This is a genomic window from Rhodovibrio salinarum DSM 9154 (assembly GCF_000515255.1).
In the GTDB taxonomy this organism is placed as follows: domain Bacteria; phylum Pseudomonadota; class Alphaproteobacteria; order Kiloniellales; family Rhodovibrionaceae; genus Rhodovibrio; species Rhodovibrio salinarum.
This window is the reverse complement of the sequence record NZ_KI911559.1, coordinates 450,318-467,731: the sequence shown is the minus strand read 5'-3', so window position 1 is coordinate 467,731 and position 17,414 is coordinate 450,318. Positions and strand designations below refer to the sequence as shown.

The 17,414-nt window shown below is 66.9% G+C and carries 20 protein-coding genes; 11 read left to right on the top strand and 9 right to left on the bottom strand.

The window, feature by feature from the left end; genetic code table 11:
* On the top strand, positions 1-642 hold the full coding sequence (locus RHOSA_RS19830) for a histidine phosphatase family protein (RefSeq protein WP_051431706.1): 642 nt from the start codon (positions 1-3) through the stop codon (positions 640-642).
* A gap of 40 nt (positions 643-682) precedes the next feature.
* On the opposite strand, the gene RHOSA_RS0102205 is transcribed toward RHOSA_RS19830, so the two are convergent.
* The gene (locus RHOSA_RS0102205) at positions 683-910 is read right to left on the bottom strand and encodes a hypothetical protein (protein WP_027287410.1); all 228 of its coding nucleotides are present in this window, start codon (positions 908-910) and stop codon (positions 683-685) included.
* Positions 911-1,212: 302 nt separating this feature from the next.
* On the opposite strand from RHOSA_RS0102205, the gene RHOSA_RS0102200 reads away from it, so the two are divergent.
* Complete coding sequence (locus tag RHOSA_RS0102200) at positions 1,213-1,422, top strand: hypothetical protein (protein WP_156092465.1); 210 nt, start codon at positions 1,213-1,215, stop codon at positions 1,420-1,422.
* Between the two features lie 88 nt (positions 1,423-1,510).
* Here the strand turns inward: RHOSA_RS0102200 and RHOSA_RS0102195 are convergent, their stop codons facing one another.
* On the bottom strand, positions 1,511-2,500 hold the full coding sequence (locus RHOSA_RS0102195; RefSeq protein WP_027287408.1) for a cobalamin biosynthesis protein: 990 nt from the start codon (positions 2,498-2,500) through the stop codon (positions 1,511-1,513).
* Between the two features lie 193 nt (positions 2,501-2,693).
* On the opposite strand from RHOSA_RS0102195, the gene RHOSA_RS0102190 reads away from it, so the two are divergent.
* Together RHOSA_RS0102190 and RHOSA_RS0102185 are read left to right on the top strand one after the other, a co-directional pair.
* Entirely contained in the window at positions 2,694-3,416 is a 723-nt protein-coding gene (locus RHOSA_RS0102190) for an SCO family protein (protein ID WP_037255547.1), read from the top strand.
* 4 nt (positions 3,417-3,420) lie between these two features.
* Positions 3,421-4,194: a glycerophosphodiester phosphodiesterase family protein gene (locus tag RHOSA_RS0102185; RefSeq protein WP_027287406.1), complete on the top strand. Its 774-nt coding sequence runs from the start codon at positions 3,421-3,423 to the stop codon at positions 4,192-4,194.
* A 98-nt stretch (positions 4,195-4,292) separates the two neighbouring features.
* Here the strand turns inward: RHOSA_RS0102185 and RHOSA_RS19825 are convergent, their stop codons facing one another.
* The 3 genes from RHOSA_RS19825 to fabA form a co-directional block, all read right to left on the bottom strand.
* Positions 4,293-5,105: an enoyl-ACP reductase FabI gene (locus tag RHOSA_RS19825; protein WP_037255545.1), complete on the bottom strand. Its 813-nt coding sequence runs from the start codon at positions 5,103-5,105 to the stop codon at positions 4,293-4,295.
* A gap of 169 nt (positions 5,106-5,274) precedes the next feature.
* The gene (fabB, locus tag RHOSA_RS0102175) at positions 5,275-6,495 is read right to left on the bottom strand and encodes a beta-ketoacyl-ACP synthase I (protein WP_027287405.1); all 1,221 of its coding nucleotides are present in this window, start codon (positions 6,493-6,495) and stop codon (positions 5,275-5,277) included.
* Between the two features lie 92 nt (positions 6,496-6,587).
* Positions 6,588-7,118: a 3-hydroxyacyl-[acyl-carrier-protein] dehydratase FabA gene (fabA, locus tag RHOSA_RS0102170; protein WP_027287404.1), complete on the bottom strand. Its 531-nt coding sequence runs from the start codon at positions 7,116-7,118 to the stop codon at positions 6,588-6,590.
* A 636-nt stretch (positions 7,119-7,754) separates the two neighbouring features.
* Here fabA and irrA point away from each other — a divergent pair.
* Both irrA and RHOSA_RS0102160 read left to right on the top strand, forming a co-directional pair.
* The gene (irrA, locus tag RHOSA_RS0102165) at positions 7,755-8,147 is read left to right on the top strand and encodes an iron response transcriptional regulator IrrA (RefSeq protein WP_027287403.1); all 393 of its coding nucleotides are present in this window, start codon (positions 7,755-7,757) and stop codon (positions 8,145-8,147) included.
* 53 nt (positions 8,148-8,200) lie between these two features.
* Positions 8,201-8,623, top strand: a complete 423-nt coding sequence (locus RHOSA_RS0102160) for a rubrerythrin family protein (RefSeq protein ID WP_027287402.1) — start codon at positions 8,201-8,203, stop codon at positions 8,621-8,623.
* A 12-nt stretch (positions 8,624-8,635) separates the two neighbouring features.
* Here RHOSA_RS0102160 and RHOSA_RS0102155 read toward each other — a convergent pair whose 3' ends face one another.
* The gene (locus RHOSA_RS0102155; protein WP_027287401.1) at positions 8,636-9,199 is read right to left on the bottom strand and encodes an SH3 domain-containing protein; all 564 of its coding nucleotides are present in this window, start codon (positions 9,197-9,199) and stop codon (positions 8,636-8,638) included.
* Positions 9,200-9,364: 165 nt separating this feature from the next.
* Here RHOSA_RS0102155 and RHOSA_RS0102150 point away from each other — a divergent pair, with 165 nt between their 5' ends.
* Positions 9,365-10,354, top strand: a complete 990-nt coding sequence (locus RHOSA_RS0102150; RefSeq protein WP_027287400.1) for a 2-hydroxyacid dehydrogenase — start codon at positions 9,365-9,367, stop codon at positions 10,352-10,354.
* Between the two features lie 94 nt (positions 10,355-10,448).
* On the opposite strand, the gene dapB is transcribed toward RHOSA_RS0102150, so the two are convergent.
* Entirely contained in the window at positions 10,449-11,249 is an 801-nt protein-coding gene (gene dapB / locus RHOSA_RS0102145) for a 4-hydroxy-tetrahydrodipicolinate reductase (protein ID WP_027287399.1), read from the bottom strand.
* 94 nt (positions 11,250-11,343) lie between these two features.
* Here dapB and RHOSA_RS0102140 point away from each other — a divergent pair, with 94 nt between their 5' ends.
* On the top strand, positions 11,344-11,736 hold the full coding sequence (locus RHOSA_RS0102140) for a thiol-disulfide oxidoreductase DCC family protein (protein ID WP_027287398.1): 393 nt from the start codon (positions 11,344-11,346) through the stop codon (positions 11,734-11,736).
* Positions 11,737-11,851: 115 nt separating this feature from the next.
* On the opposite strand, the gene dnaJ is transcribed toward RHOSA_RS0102140, so the two are convergent.
* A complete protein-coding gene (gene dnaJ, locus RHOSA_RS0102135; protein ID WP_027287397.1) occupies positions 11,852-13,000 on the bottom strand; it encodes a molecular chaperone DnaJ in 1,149 nt (382 codons plus the stop codon).
* A 172-nt stretch (positions 13,001-13,172) separates the two neighbouring features.
* The gene (gene dnaK, locus RHOSA_RS0102130) at positions 13,173-15,116 is read right to left on the bottom strand and encodes a molecular chaperone DnaK (protein ID WP_027287396.1); all 1,944 of its coding nucleotides are present in this window, start codon (positions 15,114-15,116) and stop codon (positions 13,173-13,175) included.
* Between the two features lie 283 nt (positions 15,117-15,399).
* Between dnaK and RHOSA_RS0102125 the strand changes: the two genes are divergently transcribed.
* Genes RHOSA_RS0102125 through RHOSA_RS0102115 form a run of 3 tightly spaced genes read left to right on the top strand, consistent with a single transcriptional unit; the run spans position 15,400 to position 17,383 of the window.
* Positions 15,400-15,732 carry a hypothetical protein gene (locus RHOSA_RS0102125; RefSeq protein ID WP_027287395.1) on the top strand — a complete coding sequence of 111 codons (333 nt, stop codon included), beginning with the start codon at positions 15,400-15,402 and terminating at the stop codon, positions 15,730-15,732.
* Between the two features lie 20 nt (positions 15,733-15,752).
* Positions 15,753-16,664 (top strand): DUF1848 domain-containing protein, encoded by a 912-nt coding sequence (locus RHOSA_RS0102120; RefSeq protein WP_027287394.1) that lies wholly within the window; start codon positions 15,753-15,755, stop codon positions 16,662-16,664.
* On the top strand, positions 16,661-17,383 hold the full coding sequence (locus RHOSA_RS0102115) for a polysaccharide deacetylase family protein (protein WP_027287393.1): 723 nt from the start codon (positions 16,661-16,663) through the stop codon (positions 17,381-17,383). The genes RHOSA_RS0102120 and RHOSA_RS0102115 overlap by 4 nt, the downstream gene beginning before the upstream one ends.
* Positions 17,384-17,414: the final 31 nt, after the last annotated feature.

Genomic DNA, 17,414 nt, shown 5'->3' with positions numbered 1-17,414 from the left:
ATGTCGGCGACCACACGCTGGTGGTGGATCCGCCACGCGCCGGTGACCAGCGCCAACGGGCGCATCTACGGCCAGATGGACATGGACTGCGACACCTCGGATACGTCGATCTACGACGGCCTTGCCGCGTTACTGCCGCAGGACGCCATCTGGGTCACCTCCAACCTGATCCGCACAACTCAAACCGCCGAAGCGATCCTGGCACGCCGGGCGGACCCGGCGCCCGAGCTGCACCCCGAACGGGAACTGGCCGAGCAGTCGTTCGGCGACTGGCAGGGCCGGCATCGCGACGAGCTGATCGCCGAACGCGGCGAGCAGTGGAATCGCTTCTGGCTGGCGCCCGCGCACGAGGCGCCGCCGGGCGGCGAGAGCTTCGCCGATCTGATCCAGCGAGTCGGCACCGTCGTGGATCGCCTGTCGCGCACGCATGCCGGCCGCGACGTCGTCGCCGTGACCCACGGCGGGACGATTCGCGCCGCCCTGGCGCGCGCCCTCGACCTGGAGCCGGAACGGGCCTTGTCGTTCGTCGTCGATAACTGCGCTCTCACACGCATCGACCACATCGCACCGCCAGCGGACAGCGCGCCGGATACCCCGCCGGCCTGGCGGGTGGCACTGGTCAATCACGTGCCGCGGGCGTGAGCAGGATGGCCCCTGGACCCAGACGGTCCAGCCCTAGCTTTTAAGTGGTCTCGCTGCCAGCGGCGAGCGCGCGCAACCGCGCCACGAGACAGCTCCCGGTACCGGTCTGGCACCGCGGACATTCCGCCCGGATCAGATCCTGGAAATCGCCCGAAACGGCCATGATCGCGTAGCACGGCGCGACCGACCGAGCCTTTACCCAAACCTCCGCCTGTTCGTCACCACAGGCCGCGCAGCGCCCATCGAGCTCGATCAAATTTCCGGACATACCTCTCCATCCCGTTCGCATAGCACCGACCGGCGGAAGCCCACCTCCGCACCCGCCTCGTCGGAGCAAGTCCGGGATTCTAAATCCACTCGATTGAATGAAGCGATACCCCCGAAGGGGTATCTTGCCAATTTTGAGTTGGTCTAAACTGAGTCGCCGTTTATATTGAATGTAAGAAGGCTTATATCGACGGCGTCATGTGGTATTGTTTTATGACCAGCTCGCGTGATGGAAACCGTTCCGCGAGCCGGAAGCCATGGTCCAGCGGCAGGACGCAGTCTATTTCGGAGATTGAGCAGGTTATGGTCGAGCGCACCCAGGCATCGATCACCTCCGACGAGCGCGCGTTGCTGCGCGCGCTTCTATACGGCCAGACAATCCACCAAATCGCCCGGAAGCGCGCCCAAGCCGAGCCACAGGTCTTGAGCGACCTGCGGTGCCTCCTGGCGCGCCTACACGCCACACCGGAGGCGAGCTACGAAAGCTCCAGCCCAGCGATGCCCCGCCCCTAAGAGCGATCGATTGACGACGCCGCTTAAAACGACCAGCCCGCTGACGATCCGCTCAAATCTTGCGCACAGCGCCTCGCGCTCTGTCGGACTAAGCTGTCTGACGCAACAGCACCAATACCGCGATCAGCCCGCCCTGGATCAACAGAGCGACCCCCAGCAGCATCGCCGCCCGTTTCAGCTGTGTGGCCTCCGGTGCGCCGACGCGGCTCAACGTGCCATCCTTCCGACCGGTCAGGCGCAGGGCCCCGCCGATCGCCCCAACCGCCCACGAGGTCGCCCGAGGCAAGCGCCGCAGCGCGGTCACAGGATGTGCGCCCGGCACGAAGGCAGCGGCCCCGGCGAACAGTAGCCCGGCGACCTTGTCCGGCACCCAGGCGAGCGCTGCATCCAGCTTGACAGCGGCAAGCGCGAAATCGCCTTCCCGCCCGAAACCCAGACCCGAACCGCCCGGCTTGTTGCTATTGGCAACCACGCAGGCGAGCGTCCAGACGGTCTGCTGCGCCATCAGCCCTGGCAGACCCAACAGAATGTAAAACAGCACCGGCGCGAAGGCGGCAGAGACCGCCCGACGCGCCCCGCCGTCCAGGGCGGCAATCGACAGCCCCCGCAAGTCCAGGCGCTCCAGTTGGTCCGGCGCCAACCGTTCGCCCGCCAGCGGACGCAACGCCGCGCGCGTGCGCTCGGCACTGCCGGTGGCGAGGCCGTCGGCCACCGACTTGAGTCCGCTCAACACGCCGTTCTGACCAATCAGCGCGACCAGCAGGAACAACTCGATGATCCAGGCGAACGGGTAGACCCGCGTGAAGGCCGCCAACGCCCAGCCGATCACGGCCGCGCCCAGCGCGAGCGCGATCACCACAAACAGCCCGCGCAGCACCAGTGCCCGGCGCCCGCGCTGCGGCCGGTTCAATCGGAAACCCAGCCGCCCGGCAAGCCGGGCCAGCAGGGCGCGCGGATGCGGCACGCGCGGCAAACGCGCGATCACATCGCCGACGTAGGCTTCCACGGCCAGCGCCGCCAGCAGCAGGAACAGGGGATCGTTGGCACCATACGCGCCGAGCGGTGGGGATGGGGTCATGACGGGGGCGACGGTGCCCCGGCCCGCAAGCCCGGTCAACGGCGCACACACTCAAACTTACGCGGCCCACCCGGATTGCCGACCATCGCCCGGCAGCATACGGCACGATAACGCAGCACGACCCTTCCGTTTCGCCGTTCGCTGGCTTATGTCCCCGACACCGACATAAAGCAAAAAAAGGCGGCGCACAGCTATGAGCGGCATCCTGCCGAAATCGAAAGTCGCGCGGATCACCGCCGTCGTCAGCACCCTCGCCAGTGTGACCCTGGTCGCCGCGGTGGCCTGGAACGTCTGGTTGAACGACGACGGCAGGTCCCAGATGGCAGGTTCGGGCCCGCAAGCCGACCAGGCGATCGGCGGGCCGTTCGAACTGACCAATACGCAAGGCAACACCGTCACTGCCCAGGATCTAGAGGGCGGCTATACGCTCGTGTTCTTCGGCTACACCCATTGCCCGGACGTCTGCCCGATGACCCTGCAGGCGATGTCCCAGGCCCTTGACGTCGTCGCCGACAACCACCCAGCCAAGGCGGAGCGGATAACCCCGGTGTTCATCACCATCGATCCTGCCCGCGATGACGTGGCGCGGATGCGTGACTACGTCGCCAATTTCCATCCCCGCCTGATCGGCCTGACCGGCGACAAGCAAGCCATCCAGCAAGCGGCGCAGGCCTACCACGTGTCCTATAAAAAGGTGGACCCGGAGGAGGTCGCCGCCGCGCAACAGGACACGCAAAACGGCGACGGGCAGATGTCGGCCGCCGACCATGCCGCGATGGACCACGGGGCGTATCTGATGCAGCACCAGTCCTACGTTTTTCTGATGGGTCCAGACGGCGGTCACGTGGACCACGTCGCGGCGTCCGCCGGGGCCCCACGGATCGCCGAGATGATCCGCCAGGACGTCGAGGGCTAGTCGGGTGACCGACCGTTTCGCCACCGTACCGGATGCCCCGACGCCGCGGATCGCCCTACCGCCCGTGATCGGTCACCGTGGCGCCGCAGGGCTGGCGCCAGAAAACACCCTGCCTGGCCTGCGCGCGGCCGCTGAAGCCGGCTGTCGCTGGGTCGAAGTGGACGTCATGCTGGCCGCCTGCGGCACGCCGATGCTGCACCACGATGTCAGTCTGGAACGGATCGAGGGGATCGCGGGACGGCTGGATCAGTGGACCGCCACGCAGCTAGCCGAATTGGACGCCGGCGCGGCCTTCGACCCGGCGTTTGCCGGCACGCGCATCCCGACCCTGGCGGAGGCGCTGGCGGAGATGGTCCGCCTGAATCTGCAGGTGAACCTGGAGATCAAGCCCGCCCCGGGCGCGGCACGCGAAACGGCGGAAGCAACCGTGCGCACGGTGCGCGACCTCTGGCCCGAGGACCGGCCCAAGCCGCTGTTGTCGTCGTTCCAGCGGGACAGTCTCGCAGCCGCCCGCGACAAGGGACCGGAGCTGCCGCGCGGTCTGATCGTGCAGAACCGGCCGGTGCGCTGGTCCGAGGTGCTGCGCGAGCTAGACTGCGTCTCCCTGCATCTGGCCGCCGATCATCTCTTACCGGCGGAGAGTCGGGAGGTCACGGACGCTGGCTGGGCCGTCGCGGCCTATACCGTGAACGACGGCGGCACCGCAGCCCGCTTGCGCGGCTGGGGGGTCGACGCGATCATCACCGACCGCCCCGACCTGATACCAAACGATCTGTAGAGGGAACTCGTGGCGACAGTGGCACAGGCCATCGATTGCCGCCCGCCACATACAACAATCCGACGGATTGCTCAGGCGCAACCGCCCAGCGGAAGCCGCTACTCTTTCTTGGTGTTCACCCGATCGGGATGCGGCATGGCGATGGCGTGGTAACCGCCGTCGACATGGTGCACCTCGCCGGTCACGCCAGCCGACAGGTCGCTCAACAGGTAGAGCGCAGACTGGCCCACCTCTTCCAGGTCGACGTTGCGGTGCAGGGGAGCCTGTTCGGCCGACCAGCGGAAGGTGAAGCGCGCATCCGCGATCGCGGAGCCGGCCAGCGTGCGCATCGGCCCGGCGGAGAGCGCATTAACCCGAATGCCACGTGGCCCCAGGTCGGCGGCCATGTAGCGGACGCTGGCCTCCAGCGCGGCCTTGGCGACCCCCATGACGTTGTAGTTTGGCGCGACCCGTTCGGCGCCAAGGTAGGTCAGGGTCAGCAGGCTTCCGCCCTCGCGCATCAGCGGCTGCGCGCGCTGGGCAACGGCCGTGAAGGAATAGGCCGAGATCGACAGGGTATGGCGGAAGTTCTGCCGCGTGGTGTCGAGGTAGCGGCCCTTCAACTGGGTCTTATCGGAATAAGCGATCGCGTGGACGATGAAGTCGAGCCCGTCCCAGTGTTCGGCAATCTCCTGGAAGGCGCGATCCAGATCGGCATCATCCGAAACGTCGCAACGCACCAGGAGATCGCTGCCGACCGATTCGGCCAGCGGGCGGACGCGCTTGGCGAACGAATCGGCTTGATAGGTAAAGGCGAGTTCCGCGCCCTGATCGGCGGCGGCCTTGGCGATGCCCCAGGCGATCGACTTCTCGTTCGCCACCCCCATGATCAGGCCGCGTTTGCCGGCCAGAACTCCGCCTTGCGACGTCATATCCTGGTTCGTCCTTCCTATGCCTTCGCCCGTCCGTCCGGATGCCGCCGGCGGCGCGGGAGTTATCTTGGTCGCCTGTCGACGGCGTGCCGCCCATCTCGACCGCCGGGACCGGCGCCCGCGGTAAGAACGCTGCAGGTCCCGCGTTCCGCCAAGGCGGTGTCGGCTGCTACGCCTCGAAGCGGCGGAACGCCAGCGAGCAGTTGGTGCCGCCGAAGCCGAAGCTGTTCGACAACACGCACGTCAAGCCTGCGGCGTCCTTGCGCTCGGTGAGGATCGGCATGCCTTCGGCCTCGGGATCGAGCTCTTCGATGTTGGCCGACGCCGCGATGAAATCGTGCTCCAGCATCAACAGCGAATAGATCGCTTCCTGCACCCCGGCAGCCCCCTGAGCATGTCCGGTCAGGGACTTGGTCGAGGTCACCGCGGGCAGGTCTTCGCCGAACACCTCGCGGATCGACCGCAGCTCCGAGATGTCGCCCACCGGAGTCGAGGTGCCGTGGGCATTGATGTAGTCGACCCTGCTGTTGCCCAGCCCGTGCAGGGCTTGGCGCATGCAGCGCACCCCACCCTCGCCGCTGGGCGCGACCATGTCGTCGCCGTCGGAGGTTGCGCCGTAGCCGATCAGCTCGCCATAGATCTTGGCGCCGCGCGCCCGGGCATGCTCCAGTTCTTCGAGCACGACCACGCCGCCGCCGCCGGAGATCACGAAGCCGTCGCGGTTCTTGTCGTAGGGGCGCGAGGCGGACTCGGGCGTGTCGTTGTAGTGCGTCGACAGGGCGCCCATGGCATCGAACAGCATGGACAGGGTCCAATGCAGTTCCTCGCCGCCACCGGCGAACATCACGTCCTGCTTGCCAAGCTGGATCTGCTCGTAAGCCGAGCCGATGCAGTGCGCGGAGGTCGAGCAGGCGGACGAGATCGAGTAGCTCATCCCCTTGATCTTGAACGCCGTCGCCAGGTTGGCGGAATTGGTCGACGACATGCAGCGCGGCACCATGTAGGGGCCGATCCGGCGCACGCCGCGCTCGCGCGCGATGTCGGCGGCCTGCACCTGATTCGAGGTCGACGGGCCGCCGGAGCCCATGATCAGACCCGTGCGCGGGTTCGAGACGTCGCCACTCTCCAGGCCGGCGTCCGCGATCGCCTCGTTCATCGCCACATAGTTGTAGGCCGCGCCGTCGCCCATGAAGCGGCGCAGCTTACGGTCGACGTGCTGCTCGAGGTCGATACTGATCGAGCCGTGGATCTGACTTTTGAAGCCACGTTCGGCGTATTCCTCGGCAAAGGTGATGCCGGGCTGACCCGCCTTCAGCGACTCCATGACCTCGTGCTTGTTGTTGCCGATGCTGGAAACCACGCCCAGACCGGTGACTACTACGCGTCGCATCGATGCTCCGTGGTCGGATTGCTCGGAACCGTGTGCCTCAGCGCGGTACCGCGCAAGTCAGGTCGCTGCGACCGCCAAGGCGGACCCAGCATTTACGCCCCCTGTGCCTGGGTCTCCGGCTGCGTGAACAGACCCACGCGCAGGTCCTTGGCCTCGTAGGCGGTCTTGCCGTCGACCTCCATCGTGCCGTCGGCGATGCCGAGGACCAGCTTGCGCCGGATCACCCGCTTGAGGTTGAGCCGGTAGACCACCTGCTTGGCCGTGGGCAGCACCTGATCCGACATCTTGACTTCGCCGACGCCCAGCGCGCGGCCGCGCCCCGGAGCGCCGATCCAGCCCAGGAAGAAGCCGACCAGTTGCCACATCGCATCCAGGCCGAGGGCGCCCGGCATCACCGGATCACTCTCGAAATGGCAGCCGAAGAACCACAGGTCCGGCTTGACGTCCAGGGTGGCCACAACCTCGCCCTTGCCGTGATTGCCGCCTTCTTCCGTGATCCGGTCGATCCGGTCGAACATCAGCATCGGTGGCAGGGGCAGACGGGCGTTGCCGGGCCCGAACAGCTCGCCATGGCCACAGCTCAGCAGGTCCTCGTACCCGTAACTGGTCTTCCGCTCGTTCACGTAGCTATCCGCCCCCGGGTGTTGTCTTTGAACGTCCCGACCGCGTTGGCCCAGCGCCCCCTTGCGATCCGCGGTGCGGCGGCCGGCGGCCGCGCGTCGGGTTCTTCGCCACGCGCGTCTCGCGGGAGGCTGGCGGCGGTCGGCGCATGCGCCGGCGCCGCGAGATCGGGTTTTCGATGAAAGCGTGCGTGCGCGCGATCCAGTCTCCGGCCCGGACACCTCCGACGCCTGCCCTCAAGCGGTGTGCCGCGTGGACCACGTTCCGCCAGGGCCGCCAACCGGATGACCCGCGCCGCCCGTCGACCGACCGCCCACGCCTGACCGAACGGCACGTTAACACGTGACCGCCCGGCGACAACATCCGCCTACACCATCGCGTCCGGCCGGGCAAGCGCGCGTGAGCGCGCATTTCCGGCACATTCGGCCGCATCCGCTGGGTTTTGCCGGACAACCTGCGGACACGGGCCTTTTTGACGCATCTCCTTGGCATTATATGGAAAGGATGTCAGGAATAAATGGGGTGAGTTCTGCTCACGCCGTCACGCAGCAGTTAGGTCAAAGGACCTGGATCCGGTGACGACAACCACACAACCTCCTGTCGGCACGCAGGCCACGCGCCGGGGCACCGATCGCGAGCTGGCCGAACGCGTCAAGCGCGCGGGACTGCGCCCGACGCGTCAACGTGTTTCGCTCGCCCGGCTGCTGTTCAACGGCGACGACAAGCACGTCACGGCCGAGCAGCTGCACAAGGAAGCGAAGGACGCCGATCTGCCGGTGTCGTTGGCGACGGTGTACAACACCCTGAACCAATTCACCGAGGTCGGCCTGCTGCGCGAGGTGGTGGTCGAACCGGGACGCTCGTACTTCGACACCAACATCCACGATCACCATCACTTCTATTACCAGGACGACGGCTCGCTGCAGGATATCCCCGGCGAGCAGGTGCGCCTCGCGGAACTGCCTCAGGCGCCGGATGGTACACGCGTCGACCGGGTCGATGTGATCGTGCGCGTCAGGCGCAACGGCTAGCCCACACCGTCCTCCTCTTCGCCCGATCCAGACAGCGCGCCGGCGTCTTCCCCATGAGCAAGCTCAAGGGCTCGCAAACCGAGGCCAACCTGAAAGCTGCCTTTGCGCACGAGAGTCAGGTCAACCGGCGGTACCTGTATTTCGCCCAGCACGCCGACAAGGAAGGCTATAACGATGTCGCCCAAGTGTTTCGGGCGACGGCGGAATCCGAGACCAGCCATGCCCATGGCACGCTACAATTCCTGGAGGACGCGGGCGACCCCGAGAGCGGCGAGCCATTCGGCGACACCGCATCCAATCTGAAGGCAGCGATCGCCGGCGAGGCGCGGGAATCGGAATCGATGTATCCGGAAATGGCCCGGGTCGCCCGCGCGGAAGGCTTCGAAGATGTCGCCCGCTGGTTCGAAGCGCTTGCCAAGGCGGAGAAAAGCCACGTCAACCGCTTTCGACGGACGCTGGATACGCTGGACGAGTAGTGCTCTCGGTTCCTAGTCCGCTACCCGTTCGCCCGGATAGACCCCGTAAAACGCTTCCCGGCGCATCCAGCCGCTGTGGCCGCCGGCGGTGAGATAGCACCAGCGGTCCCGGCACCGCTCCAGCGCGGCGATCACGCCCGGCTGCAGCAAGGCCACCGGCGGCGCGTCGGCATCCGGCTCGGCAACCAGGGGCCGCGGACGCTCGCCAACGATCCGGGCGGTGCGGTCGGCCTGCAGCATCACCTGGTGGACCCAGCCGGTATCGCCCTCCCAGTCGCGGATCTGACGCCAGGTCCCGTACTCGCCGATCACTTCGACCGGCATGCCGGCGCGCTTGTAGACCCACTCGATCGGGTAGCGCAGGCCCGGGCCGGTGCGCAGATTGACCTCATCCGGACGCAGCGAGACGAAACGGGGAATCGGCAGGCCGGTGACGCGCCCCCGCGTGCCCGCCTCGGCCTGGGCGGACGCGGGCGCAAGCCAGCCGAGCGGCGCGTGCGACAGCGACGCCGGCAGCCCGGCCAAGGCCAGCAGCACAGCGATCAAGAGCACGGCAAAGAGGCGGGAGCGGCGCATCGAAACGTTCCGGCAGACAACGGGCGTCGGCGCCTGCGCTTTAGCCGGGCTGCGACGTACCGGTCAAGCGCGCGGGGTCTGCTAGACAACCCCGGAGCGGGCTGCTATGGCAGCGACGCAAAAGCCTGGTGCAGTCCTAAGACCTCCGCCAGCCGGGAGAGGTTCATGCCGCAGAAGAAGAAGCCGGTCGTCGTCGTCACACGCCGCCTGCCCGATGTCATCGAGACGCGCATGATGGAGCTGTTCGACGCGCGTCTGAACACCGACGACCACCCGATGAGCCAGAACGAGCTGATCGAGGCGGTACGCACGGCCGACGTCCTGGTCCCCACGGTCACCGACCGGGTGGATTCGGCGGTGCTGGCGCAAGCGGGCGACAACCTGCGGCTGATCGCCTCGTTCGGCACCGGCGTCGACCACATCGATCTGAAGACGGCGCGCCAGCGCGGCATCACGGTGACCAACACGCCGGGGGTGCTGACCGAGGATACCGCCGACATGACGCTGGCGTTGATCCTCGCGACCTCGCGCCGGCTGGTCGAGGGCGAGCGGCTGGTGCGCGCCGGCGACTGGGGCGGCTGGAGCCCAACCCACATGCTGGGCCACCGGCTGTGGGGCAAGCGCCTGGGGATCGTCGGCATGGGCCGGATCGGCCAGGCGGTCGCGCGCCGGGCGCGTGGCTTCGGGCTGTCGGTGCACTACCACAACCGTCGCACGGTCGCCGAGGAGATCGAGGACGAGTTGGAGGCGACCTACTGGGACAGCCTGGATCAGATGCTGGCCCGGATGGACATCGTCTCGATCAACTGTCCGCACACGCCGGCAACCTTCCATCTCTTGAACGCCCGGCGGCTGAAGCTGCTGCAGCCGCACTGCACGATCGTCAACACCTCGCGCGGCGAGGTGATCGACGAAAATGCCATGACCCGGATGCTGGAGCGCGGCGAACTCGCAGGCGCCGGTCTGGACGTGTTCGAGAACGAGCCGGCGGTCAGTCCCAAGCTGCTCAAGCTGGACAATGTCGTGCTGCTGCCGCACATGGGATCGGCCACGATCGAGGGCCGGATCGCCATGGGCGAGAAGGTCATCATCAACTGCAAGACCTTCGTCGACGGCCATACGCCGCCGGATCGCGTGCTGGAGACGATGTTCTAACGTCCCCACGCCCCGCAGCTACGGAAAAGCCGCCGACGCCTGATCGCGCCGGCGGCTTTTTTTCATATCGATCCGACAGCCGCTGTGCTGCTGCTCAGCCGATCCCCAACACATCCTGCATCGAGTATAGGCCCGGGTCCTGACTGCGCGCCCAAAGCGCCGCCTTGACCGCCCCCTGGCCGAAGATGCCGCGGTTGGACGCTTTGTGGCTGAGCTCGATCCGCTCGCCCGCGCCGGCGAAAATCACCGTGTGCTCGCCTGCCACGTCACCGCCGCGCAGCGCGGCAAACCCGATGTTGCCCGGCGTGCGTTCGCCGGTATCGCCGTCGCGACCCCGGTCGGCAACCTGCTCCAGCACCACCTTGCGCCCCTCCGCCGCCGCCCGGCCGAGGGCAAGCGCCGTGCCCGAGGGCGCGTCCTTCTTGTGGCGATGGTGCATCTCGGTGATCTCGATGTCGAAGCTGTCGTCCAGCGCCGCCGCGACCTGCTGCACCAGATTGAGCAGTAGATTGACGCCCAGGCTCATATTCGGCGCCTGCACCACCGGAACGTGGCGGGCGGCCCGGCGGATCGCTTCCTGCTGCTCATCGCTCAGCCCGGTCGTGCCGATCACCAGCGTGATCCCGGCCTGCGCGGCCAGTTCGGCATGCTTGACCGTCAACTCGGGCGTGGTGAAGTCGATCACCGCATCCGCCCGCTGGACCAACTCCATCGGATCACCGACGACCGGCGCGTCCAACTGACCATGACCGGTCAGGCTTCCGAGGTCCTGACCGACCCAGGCATCGTCCGGGCGCACGCTGCCGCCGGCAAGCTGGGCGCCTTCGGCGGCCGCAACCGCATCAACGATGGTTCGGCCCATCCGGCCCTTACAGCCGGCAACCCCGATGCGCAGCTGTCCGCTCATCCCCCGCACCTCCCTGAAGGTAAAACCGACCGCCCTGTAGCACGCGTTTGACCTGCGGCCCAAGCGCCCTAATTCGCCGGCTATGAAACACCCGACCAACAAGCCACTGACCGTCTACTACGACGGGCAGTGCCCGCTGTGCACGCGCGAAATCTCCTTCTACCAACGCCTCGACCGCAAGGGCGTGATCCGCTGGCACGACGTCAGCCAGGGTATCGGCGACCTTGCCTGCGACGCGGTCACGCAAAAGCAGGCGCTGGACCGCATCCACGCCCGCGAAGCCGACGGGTCGATCATCACCGGCGCAGAGGCGTTCGTTGCGATGTGGCGCCGGTTGCCCGGCTTCAAGGCCGTGGCGCCGATCGCCGGGAGCCGCCCTGCGCTCGGCGTGCTGGAACGCGGCTACGCTTGGTTCGCGCCGCGCCGGCACAAGATCAGCCGCTGGCTGGCCGGGCGCGAACGCCGGCGCGCCTAAGTCGCCATACGCGGGCCAAGAGCGGATGATATCTTTTATGCCAACTGGTTAAAAAAAGCCGGCGATGGCATTGGCCATCGCCGGCTTGTGACGTCTAAGCACGAGGAGCGCCGCGCTACTTCTGGTCAGTCAGGTCTTCCCAGAACTCCTTGATCTTGGAGAGGAAGCCGTGGCTTTCGGGCGAGGTGTGCTTGCCCTCGCTCTCCTCCTCGAACTCGCGCAGCAGTTCCCTTTGGCGCTTGGAGAGGTTCTTGGGCACCTCGACCTCGACCTGGACGTACATGTCGCCGCGGCTGTTCGAGCGCACGACCGTCATGCCCTTGCCCTTCAAGCGGAACTGCTTGCCGGACTGGGTGCCCTCGGGGATGTTGATCTTGGCGCGCGTGCCGTCGATCACCGGCACCTCGATGGTCCCGCCGAGCGCGGCGGTGGTCATCGGGATCGGCACGCGGCACGCCATGTTGGCGCCCTCGCGCTCGAAAATCCGGTGCGGCTTGACGCTCAGGAAGATGTACAGATCGCCCGTGGGCGCGCCCCGCATGCCGGCCTCGCCTTCGCCGGCCAGACGAATCCGCGTGCCATCCTCGACACCCTCGGGGATGTTGACCTGCAGCGAGCGCTCGCGATGCACCCGGCCGGCGCCCTCGCAAGCCTTGCAGGGCTTGTCGATCGACTGTCCGGCGCCGCCGCAGCTGGGGCAGGTGCGCTCGATCGTGAAGAAGCCCTGCTGCTGGCGCACCCGGCCGTCGCCGTTACAGGTGGGGCAATTGACCGGCTTGCTGCCGGGCTCCGCGCCCGTGCCCTCGCAGCTGTCGCATTTGACGCTGGTGGGCACCTTGATGGTCGCCTGCTTGCCCTGGAAGGCCTCTTCCAGGGTGATCTCCATGTCGTAGCGCAAGTCGGCGCCACGGCCCGACGAACGGCGCCGGCCGCCGCCCATCATGTCGCCGAACATCTCGTCGAAGATGTCGGCGAAGCCGCCGCCCCCGAAGCCGCCAAAGCCGCCCATACCGCCAGCACCGCCCATGCCGCCGCCTTGCTCGAAGGCGCCGTGGCCGAAGCGGTCGTAGGCCGCGCGCTTCTGTTCGTCGGAGAGAACCTCGTAGGCCTCGCCGATCTCCTTGAACTTGGCCTCGGCCTCCTCATCCCCCGGGTTGCGGTCCGGGTGATACTTCATGGCCAGCTTGCGGTAGGCCTTCTTGATCTCGTCCTTGCCAGCGCTTTGGGAAATCCCAAGCAGCTCGTAATAGTCCTGTTTCGCCATGGCGCGTCGACGGTCCCGGTTTCTGGTGTCGCCTCTGTCGCCGCCGGCTCGCTCCCGGCAACTCTTGACGTGCTTTTGAGCACATGCGTGCGCGCGTCGATCGGCGGGCGGACAAGAGAAGCGGGCGGGAGCCGCTCGACCCCCGCCCGTTTCGTTGCCGCCGGCCGGTCAGTTACTGCGACTGACCGCCACGCTTCTGGTCGTTCTCGTCGACCTCCTCGAAGTCGGCGTCGACCACGTCCTCGCTGGACTGCTGACCGTCCGAGGCGTCCTGGCCATCGCCGGCCGCCCCCTCGGCGCCCTGAGCTTCTTGGGCGTTGCGGTACATCGCCTCGCCCAGCTTGCTGGACGCCTGCGACAGCGTCTCGGTCTTCTGCTTGATGTCGTCGAGATCCTCGTTCTCGACTGCCGTGCGCAGCTCGCTGACGGCGTCCTCGACGGCCTTCTTGTCGTCGGCCTCGACCTGATCGCCCACCTCGTTCAGCGTTTTCTCGGTGGTGTGGATCAAGCTCTCGGCCTGGTTCTTGGCGTCGACCAGCTCGCGCTTCTTGCGGTCCTCGTCCGCGTGCTCCTCGGCTTCCTTGACCATATTCTCGATATCGTCCTCGGAAAGGCCGCCAGAGGCCTGGATGCGGATCGACTGCTCCTTGCCGGTCGCCTTGTCCTTGGCCGAGACGTTGACGATGCCGTTGGCGTCGATGTCGAAGGTCACCTCGATCTGCGGCACGCCGCGCGGCGCCTGCGGGATGCCGACCAGATCGAAGTTGCCGAGCAGCTTGTTGTCCGCGGCCATCTCGCGCTCACCCTGGAAGACGCGGATGGTGACGGCGGTCTGGTTGTCCTCGGCGGTCGAGAAGGTCTGCGACTTCCGGGTCGGAATGGTCGTGTTCCGCTCGATCAGCTTGGTCATGACGCCGCCCAGCGTCTCGATGCCGAGCGACAGCGGCGTCACGTCGAGCAGCAGCACGTCCTTGACGTCGCCCTGCAGCACGCCGGCCTGGATCGCCGCGCCGATCGCCACGACCTCGTCCGGGTTGACGCCCTTGTGCGGCTCCTTGCCGAAGAAGGTCTTCACCGTCTCGCCGATCTTCGGCATCCGGGTCATGCCGCCGACCAGGATCACCTCGTCGACCTCGCTGGCCTTCATGCCGGCGTCCTTGAGCGCCGCCTTGCACGGCTCGACGGTGCGCTGCACCAGATCCTCGACCAGCGCCTCGAGCTTCGCCCGGGTCAGCTTGATGTTGAGGTGCTTCGGGCCGTTCTGGTCGGCGGTGATGAACGGCAGGTTGACCTCGGTCTGCTGCGAGCCGGACAGCTCGATCTTGGCCTTCTCCGCGGCCTCCTTCAGGCGCTGGAGGGCCAGCTTGTCCTGGCGCAGGTCGATGCCCTGCTCCTTCTTAAACTCGTCGGCCAGGTACTCGATGATCTTCTGGTCGAAGTCCTCGCCGCCGAGGAAGGTATCGCCGTTGGTCGCCTTCACCTCGAACACGCCGTCGCCCATCTCCAAGACGGAGATGTCGAACGTGCCGCCGCCCAGGTCGTAGACCGCGACGGTTCCGGACTTCTGCTTGTCCAGGCCGTAGGCGAGCGAAGCGGCTGTCGGCTCGTTGATGATACGCTCGACCTCGAGGCCCGCGATCCGGCCGGCATCCTTGGTCGCCTGGCGCTGGCTGTCGTTGAAGTACGCCGGGACGGTGATCACGGCCTTGTCGACCGTCTCGCCCAGGTACTCCTCGGCCGTTTCCTTCATCTTCTGCAGGATGAAGGCGGAAATCTGCGAGGGGCTGTACTGCTTGCCCTGCGCCTCGACCCAGGCGTCACCGTTGTCCGCCTTGGTGATCTTGTAGGGGACCTGATCGATGTCCTTCTTGGTCGTCGGGTCGTCGAACCGGCGGCCGATCAGGCGCTTGATCGCGTGCAGCGTGTTGGTCGGGTTGGTGACCGCCTGGCGCTTCGCGGCCTGGCCGACCAAGCGCTCGCCGTCCTCGGTGAAGGCCACCATCGAGGGTGTCGTCCGCGACCCCTCGGAGTTCGCGATGACCTTCCCCTCCTTGCCTTCCATGACCGCGACACAGGAGTTCGTGGTGCCGAGATCGATGCCGATGGTCCTGCTCATTTTATCCTCTCTCCTTTCAGCAGATCGCCCGCAGCCTTCTTCGCCGAAGCGCCGCACGAGCGTCCCTGGTGTTTTCGCGTGCGTCGAAAGTGCGCCGCTATCTCGCGTTCGACCGCTTATGTAAGTACCCTTACACCACCATCAAGCCGTCAAATTGCGCAGGGCAGCGGTTTTATTCGCGCAGCGAATGCACGATATGCATACCAGCGAACGCGTCGGGACAGATGGCCGACACGCCGGCGCGCCAAAACGACGCCCCTGTTTCAAGGACACGACCCCAGCCATGGCCGGCCCCGAGCGTAACGACGAGTCCCCCGACAGCCCGCAACCACGCAGCCCCTTCCCGCCTGGCGACCTGCGTAACGACAAGATCTATCTCGGCATCCTGATCGCGCTGATGGCGACGGTGTTCACCGCCGCCGGCATGGCGCTCGTGGGCGACTACCTGTACGACTCGGAGGCGATGAAGCAGGGCGGCTTCTACATCGCCCTGGTCGCCGGTGCCTGCTACTTCGCCTTCCGCACCTGGGGCCGAATCCGCGCCGCCAAGATCCAGAAGGAGCAGGCGCGGCGCGAACTCGCCCGCGACCCACAGGACGACGACGGGCAGAGCTAGGCACGTCGGGAAACTGGCCGTTGATCGTCTCCGCCAGCTACAAGACCGACATCCCGGCGTTCTACCCGACATGGTTCCAAACTCGGCTGCGCGCCGGCTATGCCAAGATGGTCAATCCCTATGGCGGGCAGGTCTACACCGTCGATCTGAGCCAGCAGGGCTGCGACGGCTTCATCTTCTGGACCAAGAACGCCGGACCGTTCACGGACGCGCTAGCGGAGGTCGCCGACCGGGGATTCCCGTTCGTCGTGCAGTATACCATCACCGCCTATCCGCGCGCGCTGGAGACCTCGGTGATCGACTGGCGCCGCGCGGTCGCGCAAATGCATGCGATCGCAGAGCGTTACGGCCCCGAAACGGTTGTCTGGCGCTACGATCCGGTGTTCCTGACCGCGCTCACCCCACCCGACTGGCACCGGGAAACGTTCGCCAAGCTGGCCGAGGCCTTGGCGGGCGCGGGCGACGAGGTCGTGCTCTCTTTCGCCACCATCTACGCCAAGACCAAGCGCAACACCGACCGCGCGGCCGAACGTCACGGCTTTACCTGGTGGGACCCACCAGCGGACGAGAAGACGGCGCTGCTGGAGGACCTCGCGGCTACCGCGCAGGCCCATGGCTTTACGCCCAAGCTGTGCGCCCAGCCGGAGCTGCTGCCCGACCCCCTGTTCACCCGCTTGCAGGCCGCGCGCTGCATCGACGCCGCGCGGCTGGGCCGTGTCGCCGGACAAAAAGTGTCGGCGCCGACCAAGGGCAACCGGCCCGGCTGCTACTGCGCGCAGGCGAAGGACATCGGCGCCTACGACACCTGCCCGCACGGTTGCTGCTACTGCTACGCGGTGCAGCGCCCGGAGCTCGCCAAGCGCCGCTATCAGCTGCACGATCCGGAAGCCGAGTTTCTGATCGCGCCCGGCACCAAGGTGGCCGGCTCATGAACGCGACGATCTGGACGGACCTGGGACACCGGCGTGGGCTCGTGCTCCTGTGCTACCACGCACTGTCGGACAAGTTGGACGACTATCCCTTCCGCACCCGTGCCGAGGCGTTCGCCCGTCAGCTGGACGTGCTCAGCGAGACGTTCGAGCTGGTCGGGATCGAGCAGGCGGTGCGGCTGTGGGATACCGACGACTTCGCCGGACGCGACCGGCCGGTCGCCGCGATCACCTTCGACGACGCCTACGCGGAAGTCGCGGAGCTGGCGACACCGCTCCTGCAACGCCACGGGATCGCCGCCGGCCTGTTCGCCGCGCGCAATCAGATCCAGCGCGGCGGCGCCACGCACCTGTCGGAAAGCGGCCTCCGCGATCTCGCTCAAGAGCCGCACTGGCGGGTGGGCGCGCACAGCTTGAGCCACGATTCGCTCTATTCGCTGCAACAGCCGGAGCTGGAGGACGAGATCGCCGGCGCGCTTACCTGGCTCTCCGACCTGCTGGGCGCCCGGCCCTTCGCCTTCGCCTATCCACAGGGCAAGATCAGCACGCGGGTGGTTGAAACCGCCCGCCGGCACACCGACCTCGCGTTTTCGACCGACCAGCGCATCGGCGACCGCCCCGACCGCCTGCAACTCCGCCGGCTGTGCCCGAAACAGAAGCACGACGACCCGGACGCACTCGCGAAGCTGCTGGCGGCAGGCCCGTGGGAGGCAACGGCCTAGGTACCCCGCCGCCAGGCTCTGCGAAGATGTT